This is a genomic window from Citrobacter youngae, assembly GCF_003818115.1.
Lineage (GTDB): Bacteria > Pseudomonadota > Gammaproteobacteria > Enterobacterales > Enterobacteriaceae > Citrobacter > Citrobacter youngae.
Genome location: NZ_RPOI01000016.1, coordinates 166,946 through 192,838 on the forward strand (window position 1 = coordinate 166,946; position 25,893 = coordinate 192,838).

31 protein-coding genes are annotated in these 25,893 nt (G+C 49.8%); 24 read left to right on the forward strand and 7 right to left on the reverse strand.

Features of this window, described 5'->3' with window-relative positions; all coding sequences use genetic code 11:
• Positions 1-100 precede the first annotated feature (100 nt).
• Both macA and macB read left to right on the forward strand, forming a co-directional pair.
• The gene (gene macA / locus EHN13_RS13885; protein ID WP_048212058.1) at positions 101-1,216 is read left to right on the forward strand and encodes a macrolide transporter subunit MacA; all 1,116 of its coding nucleotides are present in this window, start codon (positions 101-103) and stop codon (positions 1,214-1,216) included.
• Complete coding sequence (macB, locus tag EHN13_RS13890) at positions 1,213-3,159, forward strand: macrolide ABC transporter ATP-binding protein/permease MacB (protein WP_101741488.1); 1,947 nt, start codon at positions 1,213-1,215, stop codon at positions 3,157-3,159. Before macA ends, macB begins: the two co-directional genes overlap by 4 nt.
• Before the next feature lie 84 nt (positions 3,160-3,243).
• On the opposite strand, the gene cspD is transcribed toward macB, so the two are convergent.
• Positions 3,244-3,468, reverse strand: a complete 225-nt coding sequence (gene cspD, locus EHN13_RS13895; RefSeq protein ID WP_005128369.1) for a cold shock-like protein CspD — start codon at positions 3,466-3,468, stop codon at positions 3,244-3,246.
• 322 nt (positions 3,469-3,790) lie between these two features.
• Here cspD and clpS point away from each other — a divergent pair, with 322 nt between their 5' ends.
• Together clpS and clpA are read left to right on the forward strand one after the other, a co-directional pair.
• Positions 3,791-4,111 (forward strand): ATP-dependent Clp protease adapter ClpS, encoded by a 321-nt coding sequence (clpS, locus tag EHN13_RS13900; RefSeq protein ID WP_005128368.1) that lies wholly within the window; start codon positions 3,791-3,793, stop codon positions 4,109-4,111.
• A gap of 30 nt (positions 4,112-4,141) precedes the next feature.
• Entirely contained in the window at positions 4,142-6,418 is a 2,277-nt protein-coding gene (clpA, locus tag EHN13_RS13905; RefSeq protein WP_048212056.1) for an ATP-dependent Clp protease ATP-binding subunit ClpA, read from the forward strand.
• 204 nt (positions 6,419-6,622) lie between these two features.
• Here clpA and EHN13_RS13910 read toward each other — a convergent pair whose 3' ends face one another.
• Both EHN13_RS13910 and EHN13_RS13915 read right to left on the reverse strand, forming a co-directional pair.
• A complete protein-coding gene (locus tag EHN13_RS13910) occupies positions 6,623-7,636 on the reverse strand; it encodes a phage integrase (RefSeq protein WP_119921962.1) in 1,014 nt (337 codons plus the stop codon).
• Between the two features lie 96 nt (positions 7,637-7,732).
• Positions 7,733-8,032 carry a helix-turn-helix domain-containing protein gene (locus EHN13_RS13915; protein ID WP_016153649.1) on the reverse strand — a complete coding sequence of 100 codons (300 nt, stop codon included), beginning with the start codon at positions 8,030-8,032 and terminating at the stop codon, positions 7,733-7,735.
• Between the two features lie 119 nt (positions 8,033-8,151).
• Here EHN13_RS13915 and EHN13_RS13920 point away from each other — a divergent pair, with 119 nt between their 5' ends.
• The 8 genes from EHN13_RS13920 to EHN13_RS13955 all read left to right on the forward strand — a co-directional run bounded on the left by EHN13_RS13920 (position 8,152) and on the right by EHN13_RS13955 (position 12,910).
• Positions 8,152-8,427: a Cox family DNA-binding protein gene (locus EHN13_RS13920; RefSeq protein WP_049002087.1), complete on the forward strand. Its 276-nt coding sequence runs from the start codon at positions 8,152-8,154 to the stop codon at positions 8,425-8,427.
• Positions 8,427-8,612, forward strand: coding sequence for a hypothetical protein (locus EHN13_RS24345; RefSeq protein WP_119921964.1), 186 nt, complete (start codon positions 8,427-8,429; stop codon positions 8,610-8,612). The genes EHN13_RS13920 and EHN13_RS24345 overlap by 1 nt, the downstream gene beginning before the upstream one ends.
• Entirely contained in the window at positions 8,609-9,109 is a 501-nt protein-coding gene (locus EHN13_RS13930) for a hypothetical protein (RefSeq protein ID WP_029139596.1), read from the forward strand. The genes EHN13_RS24345 and EHN13_RS13930 overlap by 4 nt, the downstream gene beginning before the upstream one ends.
• Positions 9,110-9,175: 66 nt before the next feature.
• Positions 9,176-9,385, forward strand: a complete 210-nt coding sequence (locus EHN13_RS13935; protein ID WP_124021579.1) for a DUF2732 family protein — start codon at positions 9,176-9,178, stop codon at positions 9,383-9,385.
• Positions 9,386-9,415: 30 nt separating this feature from the next.
• Positions 9,416-9,691, forward strand: a complete 276-nt coding sequence (locus EHN13_RS13940) for a DUF5405 family protein (RefSeq protein WP_119921966.1) — start codon at positions 9,416-9,418, stop codon at positions 9,689-9,691.
• The gene (locus tag EHN13_RS13945; protein ID WP_249039297.1) at positions 9,681-11,693 is read left to right on the forward strand and encodes a replication endonuclease; all 2,013 of its coding nucleotides are present in this window, start codon (positions 9,681-9,683) and stop codon (positions 11,691-11,693) included. Before EHN13_RS13940 ends, EHN13_RS13945 begins: the two co-directional genes overlap by 11 nt.
• Before the next feature lie 215 nt (positions 11,694-11,908).
• Positions 11,909-12,136: a hypothetical protein gene (locus EHN13_RS13950; RefSeq protein WP_124021580.1), complete on the forward strand. Its 228-nt coding sequence runs from the start codon at positions 11,909-11,911 to the stop codon at positions 12,134-12,136.
• A gap of 9 nt (positions 12,137-12,145) precedes the next feature.
• Positions 12,146-12,910 (forward strand): hypothetical protein, encoded by a 765-nt coding sequence (locus tag EHN13_RS13955; RefSeq protein WP_232034644.1) that lies wholly within the window; start codon positions 12,146-12,148, stop codon positions 12,908-12,910.
• A gap of 35 nt (positions 12,911-12,945) precedes the next feature.
• On the opposite strand, the gene EHN13_RS13960 is transcribed toward EHN13_RS13955, so the two are convergent.
• The 4 genes from EHN13_RS13960 to EHN13_RS13975 form a co-directional block, all read right to left on the reverse strand.
• Positions 12,946-15,210, reverse strand: a complete 2,265-nt coding sequence (locus EHN13_RS13960; RefSeq protein ID WP_124021582.1) for a S8 family peptidase — start codon at positions 15,208-15,210, stop codon at positions 12,946-12,948.
• Positions 15,207-16,352: an AAA family ATPase gene (locus EHN13_RS13965; protein WP_124021583.1), complete on the reverse strand. Its 1,146-nt coding sequence runs from the start codon at positions 16,350-16,352 to the stop codon at positions 15,207-15,209. The genes EHN13_RS13960 and EHN13_RS13965 overlap by 4 nt, the downstream gene beginning before the upstream one ends.
• Positions 16,353-16,803: 451 nt before the next feature.
• A complete protein-coding gene (locus EHN13_RS13970; RefSeq protein ID WP_124021584.1) occupies positions 16,804-17,820 on the reverse strand; it encodes a phage portal protein in 1,017 nt (338 codons plus the stop codon).
• Position 17,821: 1 nt separating this feature from the next.
• Positions 17,822-19,591, reverse strand: coding sequence for a terminase ATPase subunit family protein (locus tag EHN13_RS13975; protein WP_124021585.1), 1,770 nt, complete (start codon positions 19,589-19,591; stop codon positions 17,822-17,824).
• Positions 19,592-19,757: 166 nt separating this feature from the next.
• Here EHN13_RS13975 and EHN13_RS13980 point away from each other — a divergent pair, with 166 nt between their 5' ends.
• The 12 genes from EHN13_RS13980 (at position 19,758) to EHN13_RS14035 (ending at position 25,857) form a co-directional block, all read left to right on the forward strand.
• Positions 19,758-20,612, forward strand: a complete 855-nt coding sequence (locus EHN13_RS13980; protein WP_088168989.1) for a GPO family capsid scaffolding protein — start codon at positions 19,758-19,760, stop codon at positions 20,610-20,612.
• 61 nt (positions 20,613-20,673) lie between these two features.
• Complete coding sequence (locus tag EHN13_RS13985; protein ID WP_124021586.1) at positions 20,674-21,741, forward strand: phage major capsid protein, P2 family; 1,068 nt, start codon at positions 20,674-20,676, stop codon at positions 21,739-21,741.
• Positions 21,742-21,744: 3 nt separating this feature from the next.
• The gene (locus EHN13_RS13990; protein WP_124021587.1) at positions 21,745-22,500 is read left to right on the forward strand and encodes a phage terminase small subunit; all 756 of its coding nucleotides are present in this window, start codon (positions 21,745-21,747) and stop codon (positions 22,498-22,500) included.
• Positions 22,501-22,599: 99 nt separating this feature from the next.
• Positions 22,600-23,106: a head completion/stabilization protein gene (locus EHN13_RS13995; protein ID WP_046276225.1), complete on the forward strand. Its 507-nt coding sequence runs from the start codon at positions 22,600-22,602 to the stop codon at positions 23,104-23,106.
• Positions 23,106-23,309, forward strand: a complete 204-nt coding sequence (locus EHN13_RS14000) for a tail protein X (protein WP_046276226.1) — start codon at positions 23,106-23,108, stop codon at positions 23,307-23,309. The genes EHN13_RS13995 and EHN13_RS14000 overlap by 1 nt, the downstream gene beginning before the upstream one ends.
• Positions 23,300-23,521: a phage holin family protein gene (locus tag EHN13_RS14005; protein WP_088168994.1), complete on the forward strand. Its 222-nt coding sequence runs from the start codon at positions 23,300-23,302 to the stop codon at positions 23,519-23,521. Before EHN13_RS14000 ends, EHN13_RS14005 begins: the two co-directional genes overlap by 10 nt.
• Positions 23,505-24,017 carry a lysozyme gene (locus tag EHN13_RS14010; RefSeq protein WP_124021588.1) on the forward strand — a complete coding sequence of 171 codons (513 nt, stop codon included), beginning with the start codon at positions 23,505-23,507 and terminating at the stop codon, positions 24,015-24,017. Before EHN13_RS14005 ends, EHN13_RS14010 begins: the two co-directional genes overlap by 17 nt.
• A complete protein-coding gene (locus EHN13_RS14015) occupies positions 24,014-24,445 on the forward strand; it encodes a DNZ54_00345 family protein (RefSeq protein WP_124021589.1) in 432 nt (143 codons plus the stop codon). The genes EHN13_RS14010 and EHN13_RS14015 overlap by 4 nt, the downstream gene beginning before the upstream one ends.
• Entirely contained in the window at positions 24,427-24,855 is a 429-nt protein-coding gene (gene lysB / locus EHN13_RS14020; protein WP_124021590.1) for an Rz-like lysis system protein LysB, read from the forward strand. The genes EHN13_RS14015 and lysB overlap by 19 nt, the downstream gene beginning before the upstream one ends.
• Positions 24,743-24,988, forward strand: coding sequence for an Rz1-like lysis system protein LysC (lysC, locus tag EHN13_RS24350; RefSeq protein ID WP_232034640.1), 246 nt, complete (start codon positions 24,743-24,745; stop codon positions 24,986-24,988). The genes lysB and lysC overlap by 113 nt, the downstream gene beginning before the upstream one ends.
• On the forward strand, positions 24,951-25,418 hold the full coding sequence (locus EHN13_RS14030; protein WP_124021591.1) for a phage tail protein: 468 nt from the start codon (positions 24,951-24,953) through the stop codon (positions 25,416-25,418). The genes lysC and EHN13_RS14030 overlap by 38 nt, the downstream gene beginning before the upstream one ends.
• On the forward strand, positions 25,411-25,857 hold the full coding sequence (locus EHN13_RS14035) for a phage virion morphogenesis protein (protein ID WP_124021592.1): 447 nt from the start codon (positions 25,411-25,413) through the stop codon (positions 25,855-25,857). Before EHN13_RS14030 ends, EHN13_RS14035 begins: the two co-directional genes overlap by 8 nt.
• Positions 25,858-25,893 lie beyond the last annotated feature (36 nt).

The following is a 25,893-nucleotide window of genomic DNA, read 5'->3' on the forward strand; positions in this document are numbered from 1 at the left end:
AATAACTCTGTTATTCTTTGCACTTTTCAACGTCTGTTAATTTATCGTTGATGGTTATCACTCCACTCTGGTAGGCGTATTGGGGGACACTGGGACATTTATGAAGCTCAAGGGAAAAATTAAAAAACGTTATTTTCTGCTCGCCATCATCATTATTGTGGCGATGATTTCACTTTGGCGAACGCTTAATGCGCCACTACCACAGTATCAAACGTTAATTGTACGTCCAGGCGATCTCCAGCAAAGTGTGCTGGCTACCGGGAAACTGGATGCGTTACGCAAAGTTGATGTCGGTGCACAAGTGAGTGGGCAGTTAAAAACGCTGTCAGTAGCCATCGGCGATAAAGTTAAAAAAGATCAGTTGCTCGGCGTTATCGATCCTGAGCAGGCGCAAAACCAAATCAAAGAAGTAGAAGCGACGCTCATGGAGCTGCGGGCTCAGCGTTTACAGGCCGAAGCTGAGTGGAAACTGGCGCGCGTAACGCTTTCTCGTCAGCAACAACTGGCGAAAACGCAGGCGGTTTCGCAGCAGGATCTCGATACGGCAGCGACCGAAATGGCGGTCAAGCAGGCACAGATTGGCACTATTGATGCACAAATTAAGCGTAATCAGGCTTCCCTTGATACGGCAAAAACGAACCTCGATTACACGCGAATCGTCGCGCCAATGGCGGGTGAAGTGACGCAAATCACCACCCTCCAGGGGCAAACCGTGATTGCCGCCCAGCAGGCGCCCAACATTTTGACGTTGGCAGATATGGGCACCATGCTGGTAAAAGCGCAGGTCTCCGAGGCAGATGTTATTCACCTGCAGCCAGGCCAAAAAGCCTGGTTCACTGTGCTGGGCGATCCGCAGACACGGTATGAAGGCGTGCTCAAAGATGTCCTTCCGACGCCTGAGAAGGTGAATGACGCCATTTTCTACTACGCCCGCTTCGAAGTGCCTAACCCGAAAGGGATCCTGCGCCTTGATATGACCGCGCAGGTGCACATCCAGCTCACAGACGTTAAAAATGTACTGACGATCCCGCTGTCGGCGTTGGGCGATCCTATTGGCAACAACCGCTATAACGTCAGGCTGCTGCGCAATGGTGAAACCCGCGAGCGCGAGGTGGTCATCGGTGCCCGTAATGATACCGACGTAGAGATTGTGAAAGGGTTGGAAGAGGGTGATGAAGTTATCACCGGTGAGGGTAAAGCGGGAGTGGCACAATGACGGCATTGCTTGAGTTGAGCAATATCCGCCGCAGTTACCCGTCAGGCGAGGGACAGGTCGAGGTATTAAAGGACGTTTCCTTGCGCATTCAGGCCGGTGAAATGGTGGCGATTGTCGGGGCGTCAGGCTCGGGTAAATCGACGCTGATGAACATTCTGGGATGCCTGGACAAGCCGACCAGTGGAACCTATCGGGTTGCGGGGCGGGATGTTTCTACACTGGATAGCGATGCGTTAGCGCAACTGCGGCGTGAGTATTTCGGCTTTATCTTCCAGCGTTATCATTTGCTGTCACATTTAACGGCGGCACAAAACGTAGAGGTCCCGGCGGTGTATGCCGGGACTGAACGTAAGCAGCGTCTGGCGCGTGCTCAGGAATTACTTCAGCGCCTGGGATTGGGCGACCGGGTTGATTATCAGCCTTCCCAGCTTTCCGGTGGTCAGCAGCAACGTGTCAGTATTGCGCGTGCGTTGATGAACGGTGGTCAGGTTATTCTGGCCGATGAACCCACTGGCGCGTTGGACAGCCACTCCGGCGAGGAGGTGATGGCTATTCTGCATCAGCTACGCGATCGCGGGCATACGGTAATTATCGTCACGCACGACAGCCAGGTTGCCGCCCAGGCAGAACGTGTCATTGAAATTCGTGATGGCGAGATTGTGCGTAATCCACCACCACAAAAGCCCACTGCCGGACGTGATATTGATGAACCAACGGTGACGACGGCTTCTGGCTGGAGCCAGTTTGTCAGCGGTTTTCGTGAAGCATTGACCATGGCATGGCTGGCCATGGCCGCCAACAAGATGCGTACACTGCTCACAATGCTGGGTATTATCATCGGTATCGCTTCGGTGGTGTCGATTGTGGTGGTGGGCGATGCGGCAAAACAGCTGGTGCTGGCAGACATCCGGGCGATTGGTACGAATACTATCGATATCTATCCGGGCAAAGATTTCGGTGATGACGACCCACAATATCAGCAGGCGCTGAAGTATGACGATTTAGTCGCGATTCAGAAGCAACCCTGGGTCAGTTCTGTTACGCCTGCGGTATCGAAGAACCTACGCCTGCGCTATGGCAATATTGATGTCGCCGCCAGCGCAAACGGCGTTAGCGGTGATTACTTCAACGTCTATGGCATGACGTTCAGTGAAGGCGCCACCTTTAATGCAGAACAGCTGGCGGGTAGGGCGCAGGTGGTGGTGCTCGACAGCAATACCCGACGTCAGTTGTTCCCCAGCAAAGCAAAAGTGGTGGGTGAGGTTATTCTGGTGGGAAATATGCCAGCCACCGTTATTGGCGTCGCGGAAGAAAAACAATCGATGTTTGGCAGCAGCAAGATCCTGCGCGTCTGGCTGCCATACAGCACCATGTCAGGGCGGATTATGGGGCAATCGTGGTTAAACTCTATTACCGTGCGGGTAAAAGAGGGTTTTGATAGCGCCCAGGCCGAGCAGCAACTCACCCGTCTGTTATCGCTGCGTCATGGCAAAAAAGATTTCTTCACCTGGAACATGGATGGCATCTTGAAAACCGCCGAAAAAACCACACGTACATTACAGCTCTTTCTGACGCTGGTGGCGGTGATTTCGCTGGTGGTGGGCGGGATCGGTGTGATGAACATTATGCTCGTATCGGTGACAGAGCGTACGCGTGAAATCGGTATTCGGATGGCCGTGGGTGCGCGGGCCAGCGATGTATTACAACAGTTCTTAATTGAGGCTGTGCTGGTGTGTCTGGTGGGCGGCGCGCTCGGCATCAGTTTGTCGATGTTAATTGCCTTTACGTTACAGCTGTTCCTGCCCGGGTGGGAAATTGGTTTCTCTCCTGTCGCGCTGCTAACGGCTTTCCTGTGTTCAACCGCCACCGGAATTTTGTTTGGCTGGCTTCCGGCCCGTAATGCAGCGCGTCTGGATCCCGTTGATGCTCTGGCACGAGAATAACGCGTTGTATTGCATAAGAAATAAAAATGCCAGCCTTAGGGGCTGGCATTTTGTCTGCGGGATGTACACAATGAGACAGAAGAGCTATGCGACAGCTTCTGCTTCAATGACGGGCACGATAAGACTGGCATGATTGCCTTTTGGCCCCTGGTGGACATCAAACTGGACAGACTGTCCGGCTTTTAGCGTTCTGTAACCATCCATCTGAATGGTGGAGTAATGGGCGAAGATATCTTCACCACCGCCTTCGGGGCAGATGAAACCAAACCCTTTGGCATTGTTGAACCACTTAACAGTACCCGTTTCCATACTTCGACATCCTTCGTAAATCTTATATAAGTAAGATGGAATGAACCGGTGGCGGAGTGGGGGCTGTTCAAAACCTCGCCAACTCTCGAAACTACAATTTAGAGAAATCAGGCGAGGCGTCAAGCGCCAGGCAGGTGGAATAGGGTAAAAATGCATCAAAATTTGAAGCAGTTAACGCTATTGTCGGATATGTGACAGATGTCGCGGATGGCACTGATAGATGATAGTTATCTAATACTTGAGGTAGATTGATTGTGCGCATAGGCTCTTGTCAGCGGCAAGTTATTCTGCCGGTAACCGTAACTGAAGATGACGACTGACAATGGGTAAGACGAACGACTGGCTGGATTTCGAACAGCTGGCGGAAGACAAATTGCGCGACGCGCTAAAACCGCCATCTATGTATAAAGTGATATTAGTCAATGATGATTACACTCCGATGGAGTTTGTTATTGACGTGTTACAAAAATTCTTTTCTTATGATGTAGAACGTGCAACGCAACTGATGCTTGCTGTTCACTATCAAGGTAAAGCCATCTGCGGCGTATTTACCGCCGAGGTTGCTGAAACCAAAGTGGCGATGGTGAACAAATATGCGAGGGAAAACGAGCATCCGTTGCTGTGTACGCTGGAAAAAGCCTGAATGCAGGCATAAATATTGGGGGAGGTGCCTATGCTCAATCAAGAACTGGAACTCAGTTTAAACATGGCTTTCGCCAGAGCGCGCGAGCACCGACATGAGTTTATGACCGTCGAGCACTTGTTACTGGCGTTGCTCAGTAACCCATCGGCCCGCGAAGCGCTGGAAGCGTGTTCTGTGGATCTGGTGGCGCTCCGTCAGGAACTCGAAGCCTTCATTGAACAAACCACACCCGTATTGCCTGCCAGCGAAGAAGAGCGCGACACGCAGCCGACGTTGAGTTTTCAGCGTGTTTTGCAACGCGCTGTCTTTCATGTTCAGTCTTCCGGGCGCAATGAAGTGACCGGCGCGAATGTGCTGGTCGCTATTTTCAGCGAGCAGGAGTCACAGGCGGCCTATCTGCTGCGTAAGCATGAAGTCAGTCGCCTGGACGTGGTGAATTTCATTTCTCATGGCACGCGTAAAGACGAACCGAGTCAATCTTCTGACTCCGGGAATCAGCCAAATAACGAAGAGCAAGCTGGCGGGGAGGACCGTATGGAGAACTTCACGACTAACCTTAACCAGCTTGCCCGTGTGGGCGGAATTGATCCGCTCATTGGCCGGGACAAAGAGCTGGAGCGCGCCATTCAGGTTCTGTGCCGTCGCAGAAAAAACAACCCGCTGCTGGTGGGAGAGTCTGGTGTCGGTAAAACCGCCATTGCCGAAGGTCTCGCCTGGCGTATCGTCCAGGGCGACGTGCCGGAAGTGATGGCTGATTGCACCCTTTACTCTCTGGATATCGGTTCGCTGCTGGCTGGTACCAAGTACCGCGGCGATTTTGAAAAACGCTTTAAGGCGCTGCTGAAACAACTGGAACAGGATACCAACAGCATTCTGTTTATCGATGAGATCCACACCATTATCGGTGCGGGTGCGGCATCGGGCGGTCAGGTGGATGCGGCTAATCTGATCAAGCCGCTGCTCTCCAGCGGGAAAATCCGTGTGATAGGTTCAACCACTTATCAGGAGTTCAGCAATATCTTTGAGAAAGACCGTGCGTTAGCGCGTCGCTTCCAGAAAATCGATATCACTGAGCCGTCAGTGGAAGAGACCGTGCAGATCATCAACGGTCTGAAACCGAAGTACGAAGCGCACCATGATGTTCGCTACACCGCCAAAGCGGTACGTGCAGCGGTCGAACTGGCGGTGAAATACATTAACGATCGTCATCTGCCGGATAAAGCGATTGACGTGATTGATGAAGCGGGCGCACGTGCGCGTCTGATGCCGGTCAGCAAGCGCAAGAAAACCGTCAACGTGGCAGATATCGAGTCCGTCGTGGCTCGCATTGCGCGGATCCCGGAGAAGAGCGTTTCGCAGAGCGATCGTGATACGCTGAAAAATCTGGGCAACCGTCTGAAAATGCTGGTATTCGGGCAGGATAAAGCCATTGAAGCACTGACCGAAGCGATCAAAATGAGCCGTGCTGGTCTGGGACACGAGCATAAACCGGTCGGGTCGTTCCTGTTTGCCGGGCCGACTGGCGTTGGTAAGACCGAGGTCACGGTACAACTGTCCAAAGCGCTCGGCATTGAGCTGCTGCGTTTTGATATGTCCGAATATATGGAGCGCCACACCGTCAGCCGCCTGATTGGTGCGCCTCCGGGTTATGTCGGTTTTGATCAGGGTGGTTTACTGACCGATGCGGTGATTAAACATCCTCATGCGGTACTGTTGCTGGATGAAATCGAAAAAGCGCACCCGGACGTCTTCAACCTGCTGCTGCAGGTGATGGATAACGGTACGCTGACCGACAATAACGGGCGTAAAGCGGATTTCCGCAACGTGGTGCTGGTGATGACGACCAACGCCGGGGTACGTGAAACTGAGCGTAAATCGATTGGGCTTATTCATCAGGACAACAGTACTGATGCGATGGGCGAAATCAAAAAAGTGTTTACGCCGGAATTCCGTAACCGCCTCGACAACATTATCTGGTTCGATCATCTCTCTACTGAGGTGATTCATCAGGTGGTGGATAAATTTATTGTCGAGCTGCAGGTTCAACTGGATCAGAAAGGTGTCTCTCTGGAAGTGAGTCAGGAAGCACGTAACTGGCTGGCGGAAAAAGGCTACGACCGCGCAATGGGCGCACGTCCGATGACGCGAGTGGTTCAGGACAACCTGAAAAAACCATTGGCCAACGAATTGCTGTTTGGTTCGCTGGTGGATGGCGGTCAGGTTACCGTCGCACTGGACAAAGAAAAAAATGAGCTGACCTATGGTTTCCAGAGTGCGCAAAAGCACAAGCCAGAAGCTGCCCATTAATTTCTAATTACATGATAAACCGGGTGTAATGCCCGGTTTTTTTTCGCCTGAAAGTAGTGATTTGAATTGGGGGGACTCGGAGAGTATAAACGGCAGGCAAAAAATAAGCCTGCGTAAGGGCGTTTTTATACCCCTACAACAGGGGCTTTCAGCGGTACAATGCGGGTTTGCGCGGCACGCAAGACCACTGAAAGCCACTATAAATCATTCAAGTGTGGACATTGTGTGGACACTCAGAGCATCAGTGCCACCGCGTAAAGGATTAAGAGTTACCGCGTCCTGCAGGTACTCAGGGGCGAAATGTGCATAGGTCATTGTCTGCTCAATTCGTGAGTGCCCGAGTATCCGTTGAAGCGTGATAATGCTGCCTCCGTTAATCATAAAGTGAGTGGCAAAGCTGTGACGCAATGCGTGCGTAGCCTGACCCGGTGGCAAGTCCGGTTTCAACTCCTTCATTAATCGTCTGAATGCAGGATAGTTAGCGTTCGTGAACAGATAGCCACGCTTTCCTGATGTGATCATTGTTGCCAGCTCCTCGGATATCGGAACTGTTCGCGGTTTGTTGGTTTTTGTCTTAACGAACGTGACGCGATTTTGGATGATGTTTTCAGCTTTCAATTTTGCAGCCTCACTCCATCTCGCGCCGGTGCTAAGACAAAGAATCGCTATTTTCTTATTATCCCCATCGACTTTCGACAGTAGATCAGCGATCTCCTCTTGCGTGAGGTAGCCAGTTTCAGGTTTGTCCTCTTTCAGTCGCTTAAGACCCCTAAAAGGGTGTTCACCGAAAAATAGCTCTGCATCTATCAACGAGGTAAACATTCCGCTAAGGCAAGTCAAATCCCGGTTGATGCTCGATGGTTTGATGCCCTGAGAACGGCGCACCGTGCCGTACTGGCTAATCAATGATTTAGTAATCTGAAATGCACATGGGTCATTTGTAATCCTTGTGAATAACTCAATTTTTCCTAGATAATCTCGACCATGAGTCTCATGCTTGCCCTTCAGATCCCACCAGACTTTTGTTAATTCAGACAGATGCCGCTTATCTGTCGGTTTAGCCAACCAATCTTTGTTGTGATGGTTGTACTGCGTATGTTTTTCAAAAGCGATAGCTTCACTTTTCTTATCGAACTTCCTGCGGATGCGCTTTCCGTTGCGCCCTGCAGGTCTGACGTCCACTTCATATCGACCATCATCGAGCTTTTTAACAGACATAAAGCCTCCCGATGATGTTACTGCGTACTTCAATTTCCTGATTTAAATAACAAAAACTCACTGTGCATTTACTGCACAAAAAAGCGCCGTAAATTGTTAGCCAGTTTTCTGGTCTGAGTGGGGTGACGTTGTTGTCGGCTGCCCAAAGTGCGCGAGAGCCGGTGCAACTTGCCCAGCTTCAGGTGCTATTTGGTCAGTCATAAACCACATCGTGTACTTCGTGAAACGAGGGTGTTGGAGAATTTTCATGATGGATTCCACACCTGCATTTTTTGAACGGCTCTCATAGCTTGAAAGTGAGCTGTAAGGTACGCCAGTTAACTCGCTGACTTCTTTACGGTTTAGTCTTTCTGACTCCCGCATAAGCTTTAGCTTCTCTGAAACGTCTATTGACATGGTTACTCCTATTGCGTAATTTTGCGTTTATCGTAGTTTGTGTTTCACATTCGTAGTCTCATTAAAGGCAATTATAAGCCATTAAGAGCAATTAAAACGCTAACGGAGAAGTGTACCAGATGAAGAAGTCATTAGAGAGCGCCACTGACGCAGTTCCTTATCAAGAGTTTGCACGCCTGATAGGTAAAAGCCCTGCAGCTGTTAAGGGGATGATTGAGAAGGGCAAATTACCCATCGTTGAGATGACCGATCCACAGTCTGCAACTGGTAGAGCTGGAGAATATTGGGTTTATCTTCCTGCATGGAACAACGGCATGAAAATGGCGTATGAGAGCCGCCCAAAAGCGATTCGAGAAGGGTGGCTAATGTGGCTCGGTCTAGGGGAACCACGTTAATGAATATTGAAAGTACAAATGAACCTCGTTGCATTGCCCAGCTACTCCGGAGAGAAAGCCCTAACCCGATTAACTTTACTATCACTCACGGGTCCGGCCGCAGGGGCATCATCATCTGCACTCGTAAGCCTGGCATTATTGAGACACTTTTCCGTTTGGTCAGAAAAAGAGGGATATGGTTATGACCGTTATGACTCTTGATGTGATCCAGAAACAGCCAGCGGCACTTCGAGGGCTGGTTGGTAAGTACCTGGCTCAGCCACGCTGGCAAGACACCTGTGATTTTTACAATCAAATGATGGAGCGCGAACGACTGACAGTTTGTTTTCATGCTCAATTAAAACAGCGTCACTCTGTCATGCGCTTAGAAGAAATGGACGAAGCAGATCGCGAGCGCCTTGTCTGTGCGCTGGATGAACTGAGATTCGCATTTTGTCGGTTTCGTCAGCATGGCTCTACTAGGGCGACTTTCATTAGCCGTCTTACTGTTAGCCAAAGGCGTTCTCTTTTTCGTCATGCCGGGCTCACAGATCAAGAATTCAGTATGCCGCACTGGCGATTGAACGAGGACGACTGCTATTGGCGGGACAAACTTTTCCGTGCCTTGCGAGAGCTGTTTAGCCTTTTTGAGTACGCGCCGACCATTTTAACCTCGGTAAAACCTGAGCAGTATTTACATTAATTAATCTGGATTCGATTTATTACACGCCTTACAGCGTGGGGACTCCTTTTGTCTGGAGATAGGTAAATGCAAAAACAAAAAACAGCTCAGCGGGGTGCGTTTTCGGCACTTCTGGAGCAGGCCATAAGTGAAGCACAGCGCGATACGGCGACCCGTTTCTCTTCTCAATTTGACGGGCTTATCGCGCACATCAGTAAGTCAGAACTTAACCGCACTGAGATTATCGATTTGTTAGGTCAAGAATCAGAAAAATTGCACAACTCAATTTTTGGTTGAGCGGTTTATCCACTTTAGAAGGAAGTAAGAATGAGTATCCGTATCGATATAAATAACCAGTACGTTATTACCAGCGACCGCTATCAATTTATTTTGCAGGAAAAGAAAATCGCTACCTCCGGGAAAAACGAAGGTAAGGAATGGCTGGATGTTGTGGGTTACTACCCAACTATCACTAAGCTCGTTTCAGGCCTTGCTTTGCATGACCTTTTAACGGGAGATGCTACCTGTTTCTCGGCGCTTGAAACTCAGATTGAGCGCGTAGCGAAGCAATGTCTGGACGCCTTCAATTCGAATGGCCGCTGAACCTCGGGGGCGTACTGCTCCTTCGCCACCGCCTCCTTTCTCGAAGCACACCGATGATACATTCGTCGGTGCTTATCCCTGGAATGCTCCACGTTCTGCAATTGGCCGTGACAGACCCCTTACACGTGGCGAATTCCGCCAGGTGCAAGGTGTTTTAGGTAAAGTTAATCGCCTGCCATATGTCTTAAAAACGCTGTTTAACTCGCGTTATGATTTCATCCGTCGTAATAAAAGCCCCCTTCATGGTTTCTATTTCCTCAAGAACACTGTCGAGCAAAGGGTGGGGCTGCGTCTTGAGCGGGTCAATCAGCTAAACGGAATGAACGAGACGGCATCGCTACTCTTCCTGAGTGAGCGCGAAAGCTATTCGCGTTTAGCTGGTATGAGTGACAAGGCTCTCAAAAAATTTGCTGCCCGTATCGCTTCGCAGCTCTATGTTGCTTATGAGGAACTTAGCGACGCTTGGGCTGATACTCACGGCGGTAAAGAGACTCTTTTTACTGATGAGGCTCAGGCGCATTTGTATGGTCACGTTGCTGGTGCAGCTCGCGCATTCAACATTACACCGATGTTCTGGAAAAAATACTGCAAAGGGCAAATCACGATCCGCCAGGCATTTTCCGCTATATCTCGTTTGATTAATGATGAGTGGTGGATTAACCAGTTTAAGGCGCAGCGTATGCGCTGGCACGAGGCATTGCTGATTGCAGCCGGTGAGGTGAATAAAGACCGTTCCCCATACGCCAGCAGAACGGCGATCCGCGACGTGCATTCTCGTCGCCTGGCTAATCTCGAATACCTCAAATCTTGCGAGCTGGAAAATAAAGTTACCGGTGAGCGTATCGATCTCATCAGCAAAGTCATGGGAAGTATTTCAAACCCTGAAATCCGTCGTATGGAACTGATGAACACTATCGCAGGCATTGAACGCTATGCGGCTGGGCAGGGTGACGTCGGTATGTTTATCACTATCACCTCGCCATCGAAGTATCACCCTACACGTCAGGTCGGAAAGGGCAATAAAAAGACGGTGCAACTTAATCACGGTTGGAATGACACCGCTTTTACGCCGAAGGATGGTCAACGGTATTTATGCCGTATCTGGAGCTTGATGCGTACAGCCTTTAAAGATAATGATTTGCAGGTTTATGGTATGCGCGTTGTAGAGCCGCATCATGACGGAACGCCGCACTGGCACATGATGCTTTTTTGCAAACCAGAGCAACGTAAACATATTACTGAAATCATGCGACGCTATGCCTTAAAGGAAGATGGCGACGAAAAGGGTGCAGCAGCACAGCGTTTTGAAGCGAAGCACCTAAATCAAGGTGGTGCAGCCGGTTACATCGCAAAATACATTGCGAAGAATATCGACGGGTATGCACTTGATGGGCAAGTCGATCACGATACCGGTAAACCTCTCACTGATACTGCAGCAGCAGTAACCGCATGGGCGTCAACGTGGCGTATCCCGCAATTTAAATCTATTGGATTGCCAACGATGGGTGCATATCGTGAGCTGCGCAAATTACCTCGTGGCGTAAGCATTGCTGATGAATTTGATGAGCGTGTCGAGGCTACAAGAGCCGCAGCTGACGAGGGTGATTTTGACCTTTATATCGCTGCGCAGGGTGGGGCGAACGTACCACGTGATAGTCAGACTGTCCGTGTGGCTCGTAACGTGACTGACGAGGTTAACGCCTACGAAGAGGATATAGAGAGAGTCGTGGGCATCTACGCTCCGCACTTGGGCTCTGAGCTGGTACATGTTACCCGTACAGCCGAATGGCGCATCGTTCCAAAGCTGTTGGCCGTTGAGCCTTTGACTTTAAAAAGCGGCATTGCCGCGCCTCGGAGTCCTGTCAATAACTGTGGACATTGTAATGAAAACGTTAATACTGCAGAGGTGGTTTTAGCAGCAGCCTACGACTCTACAGCATTTACTTCGCTAAAAATGAGCAATACCACTGCGGATAGTTTTCAATCTGAACGGGAACTATGATGGGGGAAGATAAAATCTCGAAATGTGACACCATTTTACGAATATGTTTCAGAACCCTTGAAAGATAGCTAAGAAAATCCTAACTTTTTATAAAAATTGTCAAATTTATTAAGTAGACTATACTGGACTTATACACAGTATTTATGTTAAACAGTAAACGAGTGAGATGCTTAAAGAGCAAGTTACGCCGTTAGCAGCTATGAAAAGGAGGTTAAATGATAAATATATTCGAACGAATTATAGGTAAAGCAGCAGTTGAGAAGGAAAGAGAGCTTGCGAGGAGACTCGAAGCCTCTGGGACAAACACTGTTGAGGTGGTCGGTAGAGGTGCTATTGTTACGTCTAAAGAAGATTTAGCAAGCTCTGATACAGTAAAGCTTATGAAAATCAAGGCAAAAAAAATAATTTCTGAGCAAATAAATCAGGAAGAAAAACAGGACTAAAAAGGATTAATGATGTTTGCTTTGTTAATTATTCCATTGCTTGTGAGTGGTTATATAGTGTTAACCACTCACCCTTATCATTTCTACAGATTGCACCGTTATGATGGCCAGCTATTATATATGAAATCTGCAACCTTTGGGTTGTGGTGTTTTGTATGGACTTTGGTTATTGCTTATTTAGCCAAATGGATGTGGCCAAACTTTCATTTGGTAATGATGGTTAGAGAACAATTAGATTTAAAACTGAATGACCAAGGCAGCGAAAGAATTATTGGATGGATCGTTTTACTCTCATGTGGCTCAATATTTTTGGCTTGGATGTGGAGTGTAGGTGCTCGTTATCTTGTTATATATAGAACAAAGGTTATAAATTATATTCAAGGAATAAAATCCTCAAAAATAGACTATCAAAATCTCGTTATGCTTAGGATGAGACAGGAACTAATTAGTGATAATCCAATGGATGAGATTTTTTTTGATTCATTAGTAGATAGACGATCAATACTTATTACATTACAAAATAAAAAAGTATATGTTGGCATTGTCAACGCATTAGGAGAACCTAATGAAAAAGAAGGGCCTAACCAGTATATATCAATATATCCTATTATTTCTGGGCATAGAGATAAGGATACATTAAAAGTAATTTTGGAAAATGAATATCGAGAACTCCAAGATGCGGATACTAGCATTATCTTCCCATTAAAGGAAATTGCACAAGTATCTTGGTTCGATATGGATATACATAAAAAAGTTGAGAATAATAAAGTATAGTAAATGGTCACCTGTGCTTCAGGTGACCAAAATATTTATTTCTGTCGAATCCTAATTTGTGGCTGCTCACGAATTACAATATCAGCTTCTTTCCATCCAAGGCTTTTTAATTCAACTTCAGCATCATTATAAACTGTAGTAGAATTTGCAAGAGACCTAAGTGTAATAGCCAAGACCGCTCTCTGTGGTGAAGATAAAGGCTCTTGTTCTGCTCGACGTTGAACATCAAGCTTAAGTCTCCATTGATCTCCATTCACCCCTTGAGGGAATTGTTTTCTATAAACCTTGACAGGAGACCATTTGAAACCATTTTCTATTAGCACCTTCTCGAATAATTCACTCTTTTCTTTCATCTGAGGAACTTTTCCACTATGAACCCATTTATCATTGACAGGATCATAGGTGTAAGTGCCAAATGATACATCTACATTTGAACGACAATATTCTGATGGATAGTCATAATCCAAAGGTGGGGAATAAACTAGAGTCATTAGAATTTCACCAGTGAATTTACCATCCTCAGTTCGCAATGATTGTGGTATCACAAATGGTGTTCTACTAAATTCAATACCTTCCCTAGTGTCAACTTCGAACAAAAATGTAATTTCATTCTTATTGCAGCCTATAATATCCGCTATATTATCACTTGGCCGACCAAAGCCTTGGTAATTGAAAGCGTTATGTGCTGTTTTGCATGGTGAGTTTTTAAGAGCAGAATGGATCAGTAATGTTTTAATTCGTTCAGGTGATGGTGAAATTGAACCATTAACCTCTAATTCGTGCCATAAAGATGCAGCCAAACTCGAAATTAAAGGAGCGGATAAACTTGTGCCAACACTTTCACAGAGAGAGTTATCATCACCAATAGCGATAATCCCAGTACGATCACAATTTAATTCACTGTCACAATTGCCACCAAAATGATTTATCTCTGGCTTTGGTATAAACGCAGGCCCGGGGCCTCTTCTGGAGAATGAAGAAGGTTCAAACCTTTTTACTACAGAGTCAGATGAATCTAAATGAGCAACCGAACCAACGGTCAATGAACGAACTGAATCTGCAGGCGCGGATATTCTATCGTGACCTCCTAACTCTTGGGGCGGCCAAGTTCGTTGAGGGTCGTAAATATAGTTTCCAGAGGCTACGACAAAGAGACAATTATATTCATCGTGTAGGGCATTTAAAAAATGGCCTAATTCTGAGAAACTTTCATCAGAGCAGGGAGATTGGCATCCTAATGATAAATTCCATACTCGAACTTCTGGATATGTCGTAACTGCTTCTCGGATAGCCTTCATTAACTGTGGTAATTTGAGAGTTCCATTCTTGGGAAAGGCTGCAACATCAACAATTTCAGCTTGGCATTGAGGGAATCCAGCATAGTTGTTTAGCCATCTTCCGTTAATTGCTAAACTTGCAACCATATTCCCATGAGAGTAATCATGATCTCCTTTTACCAAATCTAAACTATCCCAAATCCATGGTCTAAGTGCATCATTAGCTGGGTCGACACCACTGTCTATAATTCCGAGTAAAGGATAATGTTTATCCTCTTGAGGCACAGGAAAGTCATCTAGATCCAAAGTTTCAGCTGAAATATGTTCGGTAACAGTATGGGCAAGACCAAATGTTGGCATTGGCTCTAACTTTCTGATGCCAATAAAACTTGCTAACTTAGCAATATTATCATTCCCTTTTACTTCATAAATACTTAAGTCCGAGCTAATGTCATATTTTTTAGGTTTTTGAATTCCGAGTTCATCAGCATATTCCATTAATTCCTTATCAATGCTGCGATTAGTTGTTCTATTTTTATGGTCAAAAAGTTTGACTAAAAAACTCTCCGAATCGCTTATATCAATTGCATCTTGATTTACAGTGAAAGGTTCAATGCTTTCAATTACAGCAATATGTACTGTCCCACTGTGTGAGCTGGTACTATTTTCAATCTTCTTGCGAAGTTGTGCCAACCCTTTTTCTGTAACACTTATTAATAACTCTCCAAAATTACCACTCCCTATTACTGGACATGTATTATCACCCAATAAACTTGATGGTCGGTGTGACTTAGCAAGAGCTTTCTCATGAAGAGTAACTTTGGCTACTGCCGGTATATCTGGCCATTTCTTGAACGAGGTTCGAAAAAAATCCTTAACGTCATCGACTTCTTGCTTGAGTCTATTTTTTAGGCTGGCTGTTACTGCTCGGATAGGTTCTTTTTTTCCAAAATTATAAGTTTTGTCAGTAAAATCTTGAGGGATTGCCTCAATGATTTTTATCGGCCTTTCTTTGTTACTCATAATGTCCCTCTATGGTCTTTAGTTAGCCTTGAAACTTTAGCATTTGAAAGCCCTAACATTTTTGCTATTTTTCGAATTGTAAATCTTTTCGGATTATGTTCTCTGAGTTTGGTCACAATACTGACTAGTAAATCCTCTTCCTCATCAAAAACAATACCTTTTGCTTCGAAGATGGCTTCAATCAGAAAACGGGTATCGACTTTTTTGTTATTGTAAACTAATGCGTGACGAACAGATCTTAAGCAGCACTGCTCTATAAATGAGCAATTAAGGCCTGAGGATAGTTCCGCCAGATCATCAACAAAGTCTTCGTAAGCTTCTCTGATATCCGAATGCTGTCCAAATAATTGTTTTCTTACGTCAAGATCTGGCAGGCCAATTGGTATTCTATATTCAAAGCGTCTCCATACTGCACTATCTAAAAGATTTTCATGATTGCTTGCGGCGATCAATATTGTCTCTTCGGGTAAGTTGTCAATATTTTGTAATAAAGAAACTACAACTCTCTTCAACTCACCTAATTCATGATGATCATCTCTGGCTTTTGCTAAAGCGTCAAGTTCATCAAGAAATAGAACACATGGAGTTTTGCTAGCATACTCAAAAAGTTGTCTTATATTTTTAGAGGTAGAACCCAAATAAGATGAAACTAGAGAATCACATCTTGCAGTTAGAAGAGGTAAGTTCAAACATGAGGCAATATATTTTGATGCCAATGTTTTACCACAACCTGGTGGACCATATAATATCATTGATGATGTCACTCCAAGCCCAGCATCCTTTAAATCTTTAGCTCGTTCAGTGAAAACTAAAAACTCTTTTATTTTTTTTAACGTGTTTTCTTTCAGCAATGGAGCTTGAATTTGAGAAGAGGGCTGAGTTACATCGGCTAAATCAAATTTAGTTTCCTGATCGATAGGCAACGATTCAAGCCGTTCAAAAACAGGTGAGGCATTACGCGACATTTTTTGTAAATTAAAAGTACTTTTATCCTGAATACTTTCTCTAATTGATTTAGCGAACTCTGGCATTCCTATGGAGTCATAGGAACGTGCGAGTTTTGATGCTTGTCGAGCAAAAGCAACTTTGTCTCCTCTCAGCCCAAGGCTGATAAGCTGGGCTAGCAATTCGTTATTGGTCATTGTGATACAAACCTCACTGTATTCTTGTTTATTTCGCATTTAAGCGATACAAATCTCGCCTTTAGCATAGTTTATACGTGTTTTGATGAAACTAATACCGAGTTTTTTGATTTTGCGAAGTTCATTCAAAACTAATGATTGCAGAGCGCATTGAGGTGCATGATTTTGCATTCATTCCTGGAAATTTGTCGAATGCTTCAAAACCATGCGTAGCGCCAGCTCACAGGTCAACTCATCTGCATTAAAACCGCCTCATCAAGCGCGCAGGCGAGGCGGGGATAGCACTGCGCGCCAGAGGCGGTGACAGCATTTAATTTAATGCGCCTGTGGGCGTCGTGACGGCGCTGATGCTTTGCCGGTCTGCGATGATGTGTTCGTGGGATTGTGCGGCGTGTGGTGTATCTGAGGCTGTCAGGGATGAGGCCGCCCTGAGGCGGCAATTTTTGCGCGGTTACTCTGATTCGAGGCTGTAATCTTTAAAGCGGATCACCTCCATTCCGAGCCAGTCGTTAATCTCTTTAAAACGCTCCTGCAACGGGGTCAGTTCGTTACGCACAAATACTCGTGCCACCTTCTCAACATCCCCCATTGAGCCAATATTTTCCGGCTTGCCGCCCATGAGCTGGAACGGTACGCGGTGCGCATCGAGCAGGTCAGCAGCGCTCACCTTTTTGATATTGAAAAAGTCATCTTTCGTGGCGACCTCACTCAGCGGCACTATCTTGATGCCATCAGGTTTCCCGTTGGGCGCGTAGAAAAACAGGTTTTTAAAATTCCCGAGTCCCTTTGAATCACGCATTGCTGAACGCAGCGATTCGACGTCAGTGCTGCTTTGCGCTGCGTCGGTGACGTACATGATGTAACCCGCGTGCGCGCCATTCTGGTAATACTTGCGACGAAACAGGGTGGCGGATTCATTCAGCCAGGCGGAATTGAGTGCGCTCAGGTATTCCGGCATGCCGTAAAGCTCCTGATTGATATCAGGCTCCAGCAGGTGAAACACCGAGCCGGGTGCGAACTGGTGCGGGTTGTTAAAGCTTGATATGTACCAGTAAACGCCATCCTCGACACCACGACGGGTATATTTTGCCGGTGTTGTTTCCAGTTTCAAAAGCTGGCCGGTAACGCTCATGCGCTTCTCAAGATAGCCGTTGGCAAAGACCAGATAATCCAGCACGAGGCGGCTGAAATCCTGACGCGACAGGAGCGGGTGCGGGATGTAGGTGCTCGTCAGGATATTTCGTTTCACGTAAATCGGCGAGCTGTGATGCACGGCGGCGCGCAGGCTTTTTGCCAGACCTGAGAAGTTGACCGGCGGCTCGTACCACTTACCGTTATTGATGCACTCGACATAATCGAGGATATCGCGGCGATCCAGAACGGCTGAAGGCTCGCCAAAGGTGAACGCCTCCATTTTCTGCGGTGTGCTGGCAGTCGTTGTGGCGGGTTTCTTCTGTTGTTTTTTCATGTCAGTTAATATCCAGAATTGACGTTGAATGCATACCACTACCGGCGGAAAGCGGCTCGTTTAACAGGGCGTGCATAGTTGCCCATGCGATGTCTGCGTGGCTGGCCTCTTCGCTGCGGCTGGCCTCATAGGTGGAGCTGCGCCCGCTGCTGGTCATGGTTTTACGGATAGCCATAAATGATTGTGTGATATCGGTTGCCCCGGCGTCGTATTCCAGACATCCGCGTCTGATGGTGTCTTTCGCTTTCAGCACCATCGCGGTTTTCATTTCCGGTGTGTAGCGAATGGCGCGTGCCGCCGGGAAGAACGAGCGCACGAGCTGGTAAACACCCTGGCCGATGCCGGTCGCATCGATGCCGATATACTCGACGCAGTATTTTTCGGTCAGCTCGCGTATGGCCCCGGCCTGCGTCGCAAAATCCATGCCTTTCCACTGGTGACGCTCAAGGATGCGGAACTTGCCACCGGCAACCAGCGGCGGAGCCAGTACCGCGCAGCCTGCGCTGTCGCCGGTGTGTGACGGGTCATAGCCAATCCACACCGGACGCCAGTTAAACGGACGGTCGGAAAACGGCTCGAAGTCCTCCCATTCTTCCATCGCATCAACCATGCAGCGCTGCAGCTCCTCGAACGGGAATACCGACGCTTTGTCGTCGACAAACTCACACATGAAGAGGTTGCGGAAATCATCGGCGCTGTTTTCCTGTTTCAGCTGATCCAGATTAAACAGCGTGCATCCCCCGGCGAGCGCGTCCTCGATGGTGACAATCTGCCGCCACTGACCGTCCGGGCACAGCACGCCCCCGGCCAGCGCTTTATGACTGATATCGATGTCGACACACTCGGCAGCGCTGCTGCGTCCCCGGTTAAACAGCTCACCTGACCAGAACGGATAAGCGCCATGTGCCAGCGTCGAGGGGGTTGAAAAATAGGTGGTGCGCAGGTGGGACTGTGACGCCATCCCCGAGGCGACTTTGCGCAGTTTCTGAAAGTTGGGGATCCAGAAGATTTCATCAACATACAGGTCGCCGTTATGGCTCTGCGCCGTGTTGGAGTTGGTCCCGAGAAAAATCAGCTCTGCGCCATTGTTACCGATGACAATCGGGTCGCCTGACAGGTCGACGTCGACCATGCGGGCAAAGGCGATGATGTACTTTCGGAACACGTAAGCCTGCGTCTTACTGGCTGACAAAAATATCTGGTTTTGCCCGGTTTTCAGGGCGCGCAACAATGACTCGCGGGCAAAGTAAAATGTGGCGCCAATCTGGCGCGATTTGAGGATGTGGCGAATACGGTGCGCGATACCGGCCTTGTGCCAGTTGAGCTGATACTCAAAGGACTGATCGAAGAAAATCTCTTCGAGCTTTTCGATGGCCTCATCGCTGAAAAAATTACGTTTTGGCTTGCGGCGATCGCCTTTGTTGCGGCTGGCAATGTTGGGGTTTAAATCTGCCTCGTTTCCGGTCTGGCCGTAGCGGCTGACGCGTGCGAGCCGTTCCATCTGGCGTGACAGAAAATCAGCGACCTTGAAGTCATGCGGCGTGAGGTCAGGCTTTGCATAAAGCTGAATCAGGCGCGCTTCAAGCGTGGATTCCACGCGGTTAAGCGGGGCGGTTTCCTCCCACCCGTCACGCTGTTTCCAGCTCTGCACGGTCGGGCGCTTGACCTGCAGCGTGTCGGCGATTTGTGGCACGGAAAACCCCTGCCAGAACAGCAGGCGCGCCTGTCGTCGTGGGTCGTGCAAAAGGGAGAGGTCAGTCGAAATGGTCATGGTTTCCTCGTGTCAGTGAATACGGGGCAAGGCTAAGGAAATAGCGGGGCATTATCGCTAACCCCCTGTTGTATCAGGGATCGCACGTCTGCAAGCGGTGGCTGATGCGGGGCGGAGTCGGGAAACTACACCCGAACCGAAAACCCAACATCAGGACACCTGAACAATGGCAAAGAAAGTTTCTAAATGGTTTCGCATCGGCGTCGAGGGTGACACCTGCGATGGCCGTGTCATTAACGGCGATGACATTCAGGACATGGCGGATACCTTTGACCCGCGTGTCTACGGTTGCCGTATTAACCTCGAACACATCAAAAGCCTCTGGCCTGACAGTCCGTTTAAACGCTATGGCGACGTGACCGAAGTGAAAGCGGAAATCATCAGTGATGACTCTGCGCTGAACGGCAAAAAAGCGCTGTTTGGCAAGATTGCACCGCTTGATGAACTGATGAGCATGGTGCGTGCCGGTCAGAAGGTTTACACCTCGATGGAAATTCGCCCGAATTTCTCCAACACCGGTAAATGTTATCTCGTTGGCCTTGCTGTAACCGATGACCCGGCAAGCCTCGGTACGGAATATCTCGAATTCTGCAGCCGTGCTGCGCAGAACCCGCTCGCCGGTAAAAAAGACCAGCCGGGCGACCTCTTCTCGGTGGCCTCCCTTGCTGAGCTGGAATTCGAGGATGTTCCCGACTCCATGCTCAACAGCCTGACCGATAAGGTCAAATCGATTTTTAGCCGCAAACAGGTCAGCGATGACGCCCGTCTTGCTGATGTGCATGAAGCGGTGACCGCCGTCTCTGAGCAGGTACAGACCAACCTGACCGCCACCGAAACGCGCGTCAGTGAGCTGGAAACCGCCTTTGCACAGCTAAAGCAGGACGTGACCAGCCAGACCACGCAAAGCGCGCAGGCGCTTAATGCCCTGAAAAGCTCCCTCGATAACACCGAAAGCTATCGCCAGCCGCGCCGCGAGAAATCGAAAGGCGGGGCGGGTGACGAGCTGCTGACCAACTGCTGACAGACCTGCCGGGTGCGTGTCGCCCGGCCTGATGCCCCTTTTTAGAAAAACAGGAATAACAATGCGTAAAGATACCCGCTTTAAATTCAATGCTTACCTGTCCCGCGTGGCGGAGCTGAATGGCGTCGACACCGACGACGTGGCAAAAAAATTCACCGTTGAGCCGTCCGTGACGCAGACCCTGATGACCACCCTGCAGGCGTCATCCGCGTTTCTGACCAAAATTAATATCGTGCCGGTCGACGAGCTGAAAGGCGAAAAGGTAGGGGTTGGCGTCAACGGCACGATTGCGAGCACCACGGACACCGCCGCCGATGACGAGCGTAAGACTGCTGATTTCACTGCGCTCGAATCCAACAAATACGAATGCGCGCAAATCAACTTTGATTTCCATATTCGTTACAAACAGCTCGACCTGTGGGCGCGTTTCCAGGACTTTCAGACCCGTATCCGTGACGCGATTATCAAGCGTCAGTCGCTCGATTTCATCATGGCCGGTTTCAACGGTATCACCCGCGCGGAGACCTCCAACCGCAAAACGAACCCGATGCTGCAGGATGTCGCGGTGGGCTGGCTGCAGAAATACCGCAATGAAGCTGCCGCGCGCGTGATGTCCAACGTCACCGATGATGACGGCAAGGTCATTTACGATGTGATCCGCGTGGGTAAAAACGGTGACTATGAAAACCTCGATGCGCTGGTGATGGATGCGACCACCAACCTGATTGATGAGATTTATCAGGATGACCCGGAGCTCGTCGTTATTACTGGCCGTAAGCTGATGGCGGATAAATATTTCCCGCTGGTTAACAAGGCGCAGGAAAACAGCGAAACGCTGGCCGCTGACATCATCATCAGCCAGAAGCGTATCGGCAACCTGCCTGCTGTGCGCGTGCCGTATTTCCCGGCGAATGCCCTGATGGTGACTCGCCTCGATAATCTGTCGATTTACTTCATGGATGATGCACACCGCCGCGCCATTATCGAGGAGCCGAAAAAAGACCGTGTCGAAAACTACGAGTCGATGAATATTGACTATGTGGTCGAGGCTTACGCCGCCGGTTGCCTGATTGAAAACATCAATCTCGGTGACTTCACCGCACCTGCCGCACCGGAAAGCGGGGAATAAGCCATGACGAGTCCCGCAGCGCGTCACATGATGCGGGTCTCGGCCTCTGAGAATGCGCGGCGGGCTGCTGCTCCGCTGCGCAATGCAACTGCCTATGAGCAGATGCTCGTCAAGCTGGCCGCAGACTGTCGCACGTTAAAACAAATCCGCTCCAATGAACGCAAGGCAGACAAAAAGCGTGAGCTGCTGCCGTTCTATCTGCCGTGGGTGTCGGGTGTCCTCAGCGCCGGAAAAGGGGCGCAGGATGACATTGTCATGACCGTCATGCTGTGGCGTCTCGATGCGGATGACATCGCCGGTGCGCTGGAGATTGCCCGCTATGCGATGACCTATGGCCTGACCATGCCGACCGGCGGCCACCGGCGCACCACGCCGTATTTACTGGCCGAAGAGGTCGCCCTGTCAGCGCAGCGCCTGCTCGATGCGAAACAGCCTGTCGGGCTGTCTCTCCTGCTCGACACCATCGCACTGACCGAACGGGCAGACATGCCGGATATCGTGCGCGCGAAGCTGCACAAAATTACCGGCTACGTGCTGCGTGAGGCTGGCCGTCTGCCTGACGCGCTGGCGCACCTGCAGCGTGCGATCCAGTTAGAGCGGGCTGTCGGTGTGAAAAAAGATATTGAACAGCTCGAGCGCGCGCTGAAACCCAAACCAGAACCCGCACCCAAACAGAATAAACCGCGCACGCGCAAACCTGCCGCTAAACCGGCGGCACGGCGCGGGCGTCCCCCGAAAGCGGAAAAAGCCGCAGGTTAACAGAACGCTCCCCGAGCCGGGCGGCACGCCGGTCAATGCGGGTATTGATTGCCCTGACTGCGACCGGCGTCCACCGCCCACCCATTACCCGAGGTTGTCATGACGACAGTGATTATTGAGCCAAAAAAAGAGCCGCAGGATGTGCCGGGCGTGGTGATACCACCACCGGGCGTGAGCGAGCCGGTAATAAAAAATACTTTCTTTTTCCCTGATGTGGATCCGAAGCGTGTGCGCGAGCTGATGCGTCTGGAGCAGACCGTTTCCGCGCTGCGCCTGAATGATGCGATTAAAGCCGGTATGGCTGAAACCAATGCGGAGCTTGCCCTGTGGCGGGTTGAGCAAATGGCCGCAGGGCATGACACGCTGGCTGATGTGCCTGCCGATGATATCGATGGCGAAAGCGTGCGCTGTTTCCATTATTTCCGCGCCGTCTGCGCCATGACCAGTGCCACGCTGTTTGAGCGCTATCGCGGCATCGATGCGACGGCGAAAGGTGACCGCAAAGCGGAAAGCACCGAGGCGGTTATCGATGAGCTGTGGCGGGATATGCGCTGGTCTGTGGCGCGTATTCAGGACAAGCCGCGCTGTATTGTCGGCCAAATCTGATGAAGGTCAGGGCTATGCAGGGCGACACCCTCGATGCGATTTGCGCCCGGTATTACGGGCGCACTGAGGGCGTCGTTGAAACGGTGCTGCAGGCGAATCCGGGGCTGTCGGAGCTGGGCGTTATTCTGCCGCACGGCACGGCAATCGAACTGCCCGAAACTGACAGCGCCCCGAAAACCGAGACGGTGAATTTATGGGACTGAGTGTGGAAAAAATCACGACGTTTATCGCTTACTGGCTGGCCGTGGGGCTGGCGTATTTCGGGGCGATGTCCCCCGAAAAGCTGGCGCTCTATGTGGGTAGTGCCTGCGCCATTTTTACCGCGCTGACTAATTACTGGTTTAAGCGCAAAACCTACCGCTACCTGACCTCACTCGGACTCGATAAGGAGGCTGTCCGTGAGCTCAATCATTAAACGCTGCAGTGTGGCCGCCGTGCTGGCGCTGGCGGCACTGGTGCCTGACTTTCGTCTGCTTAACACCTCGCTCGAGGGGCTTGCACTGATTGCCGACCTCGAAGGATGTCGCCTGACACCTTACCAGTGCAGCGCGGGAGTGTGGACGTCGGGCATCGGCCACACTGCCGGGGTTGTCCCGAAAGGGGATATCACAGAGCGACAGGCGTCGGAGAATCTCGTTTCCGATGTGCTTAACGTCGAGCAACGGCTCGCGGTCTGTGTGCCGGTGGATATGCCACCGCGCGTCTATGACTCGCTGGTCAGTTTTGCGTTTAACGTCGGAACCGGTGCGGCCTGCAGGTCGACGCTGGTCTCGTATCTCAAACGTCATCAGTGGTGGCAGGCGTGCGACCAGCTCACCCGCTGGGTGTATGTCAATGGCACAAAAAACAAAGGGCTGGAGAACCGCCGCGCGCGGGAGCTGGCGTATTGCATGAAAGGAGTGACTCAATGAAACAACACATTACCTCACTGATTTTTGATTTCCTGCTGGCGCTGATGCTGCTTATGGGGCTGACGAACCCGCAGAGCGTGGCGGTCAATTTCGTTGCTGTATGGGCGCTGTTTGGCTGTCTGGTCTGCATTGCTGCCAGCATCGCCGGTGTGGCTGCCTATGAGCACTGGCAGGGAAACCGGCAAAAGGGTATCCCGCTGAATGATGCGGTAATGAAGATTTTTCGTTTTGTGTTTTGTCGTAAACCTTCCCCGCTGCACCGCTTCTGGTCGCTGCTTATTTTTGCTGGCGTTTTTTCCTGTCTGGTAGGCGCGGGATGGGTGTTTACAGCGCTGCTGTATCTGATTTGTGTTCTGGTGCTTAAGGCTGTGCGCACTGCTTACCGTCAACGCATCGAGGGGGAGGGGATGTGTCCAGATTCATTGTGATCCTTCTGGTTGCTGCGCTGGCCGGGGTGCTGTGGCTGCGACATGAAAATGAGAACTTATCACGGTCATTTGAGAAAGCGAATCGCGTCGCCAGTGCGCAAAAGACGACGATTGGCATGCTGAAAAATCAGCTTGCCGTATCGCAGCGAATCGCCAGGGCGAATGAGGATGCGCAGGTCAGACTCGGAGATGAGCTGGCCGTTGCCGGTGAGCAGGCGGCAAGACGGGAAGAAACCATAACGAGGCTGATGAATGAAAACGAGACGTTACGCCGCTGGTACAGCGATAAGTTGCCTGATGCTGTGCGCCGGTTGCACATCCGAACAGGCTGCGCCTCCGCCGCCCGTTGTTTACAACGCCTGTCCGAAGGTGAGCCTCTGCCCGATGCCGGGAAGCGACCCCGTCAATAACGGTGATCTGAGTGCCGATATTCGCAGGCTGGAGCACGCGCTCACCGCCTGTGCGATTAAGGTCGAAACCATCAAAGACTGTCAGGATAAAATCGATGCAGAAAATGAAAAGCCTGCGCAAAGCGCTGAATGACGCCGTCCCACAGCTCATGAATAACCCCGAGATGATGCGTATCTTTGCCGATGAGGGGAATATCGATGCGCGTCTCGCGGCTTCGCTGTCCCATGAAAAGAAATACACGCTGAATGTGATCGTGAGTGACTTTGTCGGCGACCCCGACCTGATTTTTGTGCCGGTGGCGGCGTGGCTGCGAGAAAACCAGCCGGATATCTGCACGCTCGATGACGGGCGCAAAAAGGGCTATCGATTCCAGATGGACTTAAACGACGGGGACAATGTTGATATCAGTATCAGCCTGCAACTGACGGAGCGCACCCTTGTCCGGGAGGAAAACGGCGCGTTACACGTCAGCTATGCCCCGGAGCCACCCCTGCCGGAGCCTGTTACACGACCGACTGAGCTTTATATCAATGGAGAGCTGGTGAGTAAGTGGGATGAATGAATTTAAGCCTTTTGACGACAAACTTGCGGGGCTTATTGGGGCATTGTCACCGGCGTCTCGCCGTAAGCTGGCCGCTGAAATTGCGAAGGAACTGCGCAAATCGCAGCAGCAACGCATCAAACAGCAAAAAGCACCTGATGGCACGCCGTATCAGGCGCGAAAGCACCAGCCACTCAGGGCGAAAAAAGGGCGAATAAAACGGGCGATGTTCCAGAAGCTGCGAATGAGTCGCTACATGAAAGCCAGTGGCAGCAATGATGCTGCTGTGGTGGAGTTCACGGGCAAGGTACAACGTATTGCACGGGTGCATCAGCTAGGGCTAAAAGACCGACCAACCCTCCATAGCAATGACGTGCAATATCCTGAACGTCGATTACTTGGATCCAACCAAGCAGATAAACGACTGGTTGAGGAACTGATAGTTAAGCATCTGCTCTGAAGAAGTGAAACGGTGCTATGAGTTACCTGCAGAATA

Excerpts from the sequence above, each read along its gene's own strand:
- EHN13_RS13930 (WP_029139596.1), top strand. The coding sequence starts at position 8,609 with ATGACCGTTATGACTCTTGATGTGATCCAGAAACAGCCAGCGGCACTT.
- EHN13_RS13945 (WP_249039297.1), top strand. The coding sequence starts at position 9,681 with ATGGCCGCTGAACCTCGGGGGCGTACTGCTCCTTCGCCACCGCCTCCT.
- macA (WP_048212058.1), top strand. The coding sequence starts at position 101 with ATGAAGCTCAAGGGAAAAATTAAAAAACGTTATTTTCTGCTCGCCATC.
- EHN13_RS13985 (WP_124021586.1), top strand. The coding sequence starts at position 20,674 with ATGCGTAAAGATACCCGCTTTAAATTCAATGCTTACCTGTCCCGCGTG.
- EHN13_RS14015 (WP_124021589.1), top strand. The coding sequence starts at position 24,014 with ATGAAACAACACATTACCTCACTGATTTTTGATTTCCTGCTGGCGCTG.
- EHN13_RS14000 (WP_046276226.1), top strand. The coding sequence starts at position 23,106 with ATGAAGGTCAGGGCTATGCAGGGCGACACCCTCGATGCGATTTGCGCC.
- EHN13_RS13950 (WP_124021580.1), top strand. The coding sequence starts at position 11,909 with ATGATAAATATATTCGAACGAATTATAGGTAAAGCAGCAGTTGAGAAG.
- EHN13_RS13960 (WP_124021582.1), bottom strand. The coding sequence starts at position 15,210 with ATGAGTAACAAAGAAAGGCCGATAAAAATCATTGAGGCAATCCCTCAA.
- EHN13_RS13970 (WP_124021584.1), bottom strand. The coding sequence starts at position 17,820 with ATGAAAAAACAACAGAAGAAACCCGCCACAACGACTGCCAGCACACCG.
- EHN13_RS14005 (WP_088168994.1), top strand. The coding sequence starts at position 23,300 with ATGGGACTGAGTGTGGAAAAAATCACGACGTTTATCGCTTACTGGCTG.
- EHN13_RS14030 (WP_124021591.1), top strand. The coding sequence starts at position 24,951 with ATGCAGAAAATGAAAAGCCTGCGCAAAGCGCTGAATGACGCCGTCCCA.
- EHN13_RS13915 (WP_016153649.1), bottom strand. The coding sequence starts at position 8,032 with ATGTCAATAGACGTTTCAGAGAAGCTAAAGCTTATGCGGGAGTCAGAA.
- EHN13_RS13965 (WP_124021583.1), bottom strand. The coding sequence starts at position 16,352 with ATGACCAATAACGAATTGCTAGCCCAGCTTATCAGCCTTGGGCTGAGA.
- EHN13_RS13940 (WP_119921966.1), top strand. The coding sequence starts at position 9,416 with ATGAGTATCCGTATCGATATAAATAACCAGTACGTTATTACCAGCGAC.
- clpS (WP_005128368.1), top strand. The coding sequence starts at position 3,791 with ATGGGTAAGACGAACGACTGGCTGGATTTCGAACAGCTGGCGGAAGAC.
- macB (WP_101741488.1), top strand. The coding sequence starts at position 1,213 with ATGACGGCATTGCTTGAGTTGAGCAATATCCGCCGCAGTTACCCGTCA.
- EHN13_RS13910 (WP_119921962.1), bottom strand. The coding sequence starts at position 7,636 with ATGTCTGTTAAAAAGCTCGATGATGGTCGATATGAAGTGGACGTCAGA.
- clpA (WP_048212056.1), top strand. The coding sequence starts at position 4,142 with ATGCTCAATCAAGAACTGGAACTCAGTTTAAACATGGCTTTCGCCAGA.
- EHN13_RS13955 (WP_232034644.1), top strand. The coding sequence starts at position 12,146 with ATGATGTTTGCTTTGTTAATTATTCCATTGCTTGTGAGTGGTTATATA.
- EHN13_RS24345 (WP_119921964.1), top strand. The coding sequence starts at position 8,427 with ATGAATATTGAAAGTACAAATGAACCTCGTTGCATTGCCCAGCTACTC.
- EHN13_RS13920 (WP_049002087.1), top strand. The coding sequence starts at position 8,152 with ATGAAGAAGTCATTAGAGAGCGCCACTGACGCAGTTCCTTATCAAGAG.
- EHN13_RS13995 (WP_046276225.1), top strand. The coding sequence starts at position 22,600 with ATGACGACAGTGATTATTGAGCCAAAAAAAGAGCCGCAGGATGTGCCG.
- cspD (WP_005128369.1), bottom strand. The coding sequence starts at position 3,468 with ATGGAAACGGGTACTGTTAAGTGGTTCAACAATGCCAAAGGGTTTGGT.
- EHN13_RS13990 (WP_124021587.1), top strand. The coding sequence starts at position 21,745 with ATGACGAGTCCCGCAGCGCGTCACATGATGCGGGTCTCGGCCTCTGAG.
- EHN13_RS13975 (WP_124021585.1), bottom strand. The coding sequence starts at position 19,591 with ATGACCATTTCGACTGACCTCTCCCTTTTGCACGACCCACGACGACAG.
- EHN13_RS13935 (WP_124021579.1), top strand. The coding sequence starts at position 9,176 with ATGCAAAAACAAAAAACAGCTCAGCGGGGTGCGTTTTCGGCACTTCTG.
- lysC (WP_232034640.1), top strand. The coding sequence starts at position 24,743 with ATGCTGTGCGCCGGTTGCACATCCGAACAGGCTGCGCCTCCGCCGCCC.
- EHN13_RS13980 (WP_088168989.1), top strand. The coding sequence starts at position 19,758 with ATGGCAAAGAAAGTTTCTAAATGGTTTCGCATCGGCGTCGAGGGTGAC.
- EHN13_RS14035 (WP_124021592.1), top strand. The coding sequence starts at position 25,411 with ATGAATGAATTTAAGCCTTTTGACGACAAACTTGCGGGGCTTATTGGG.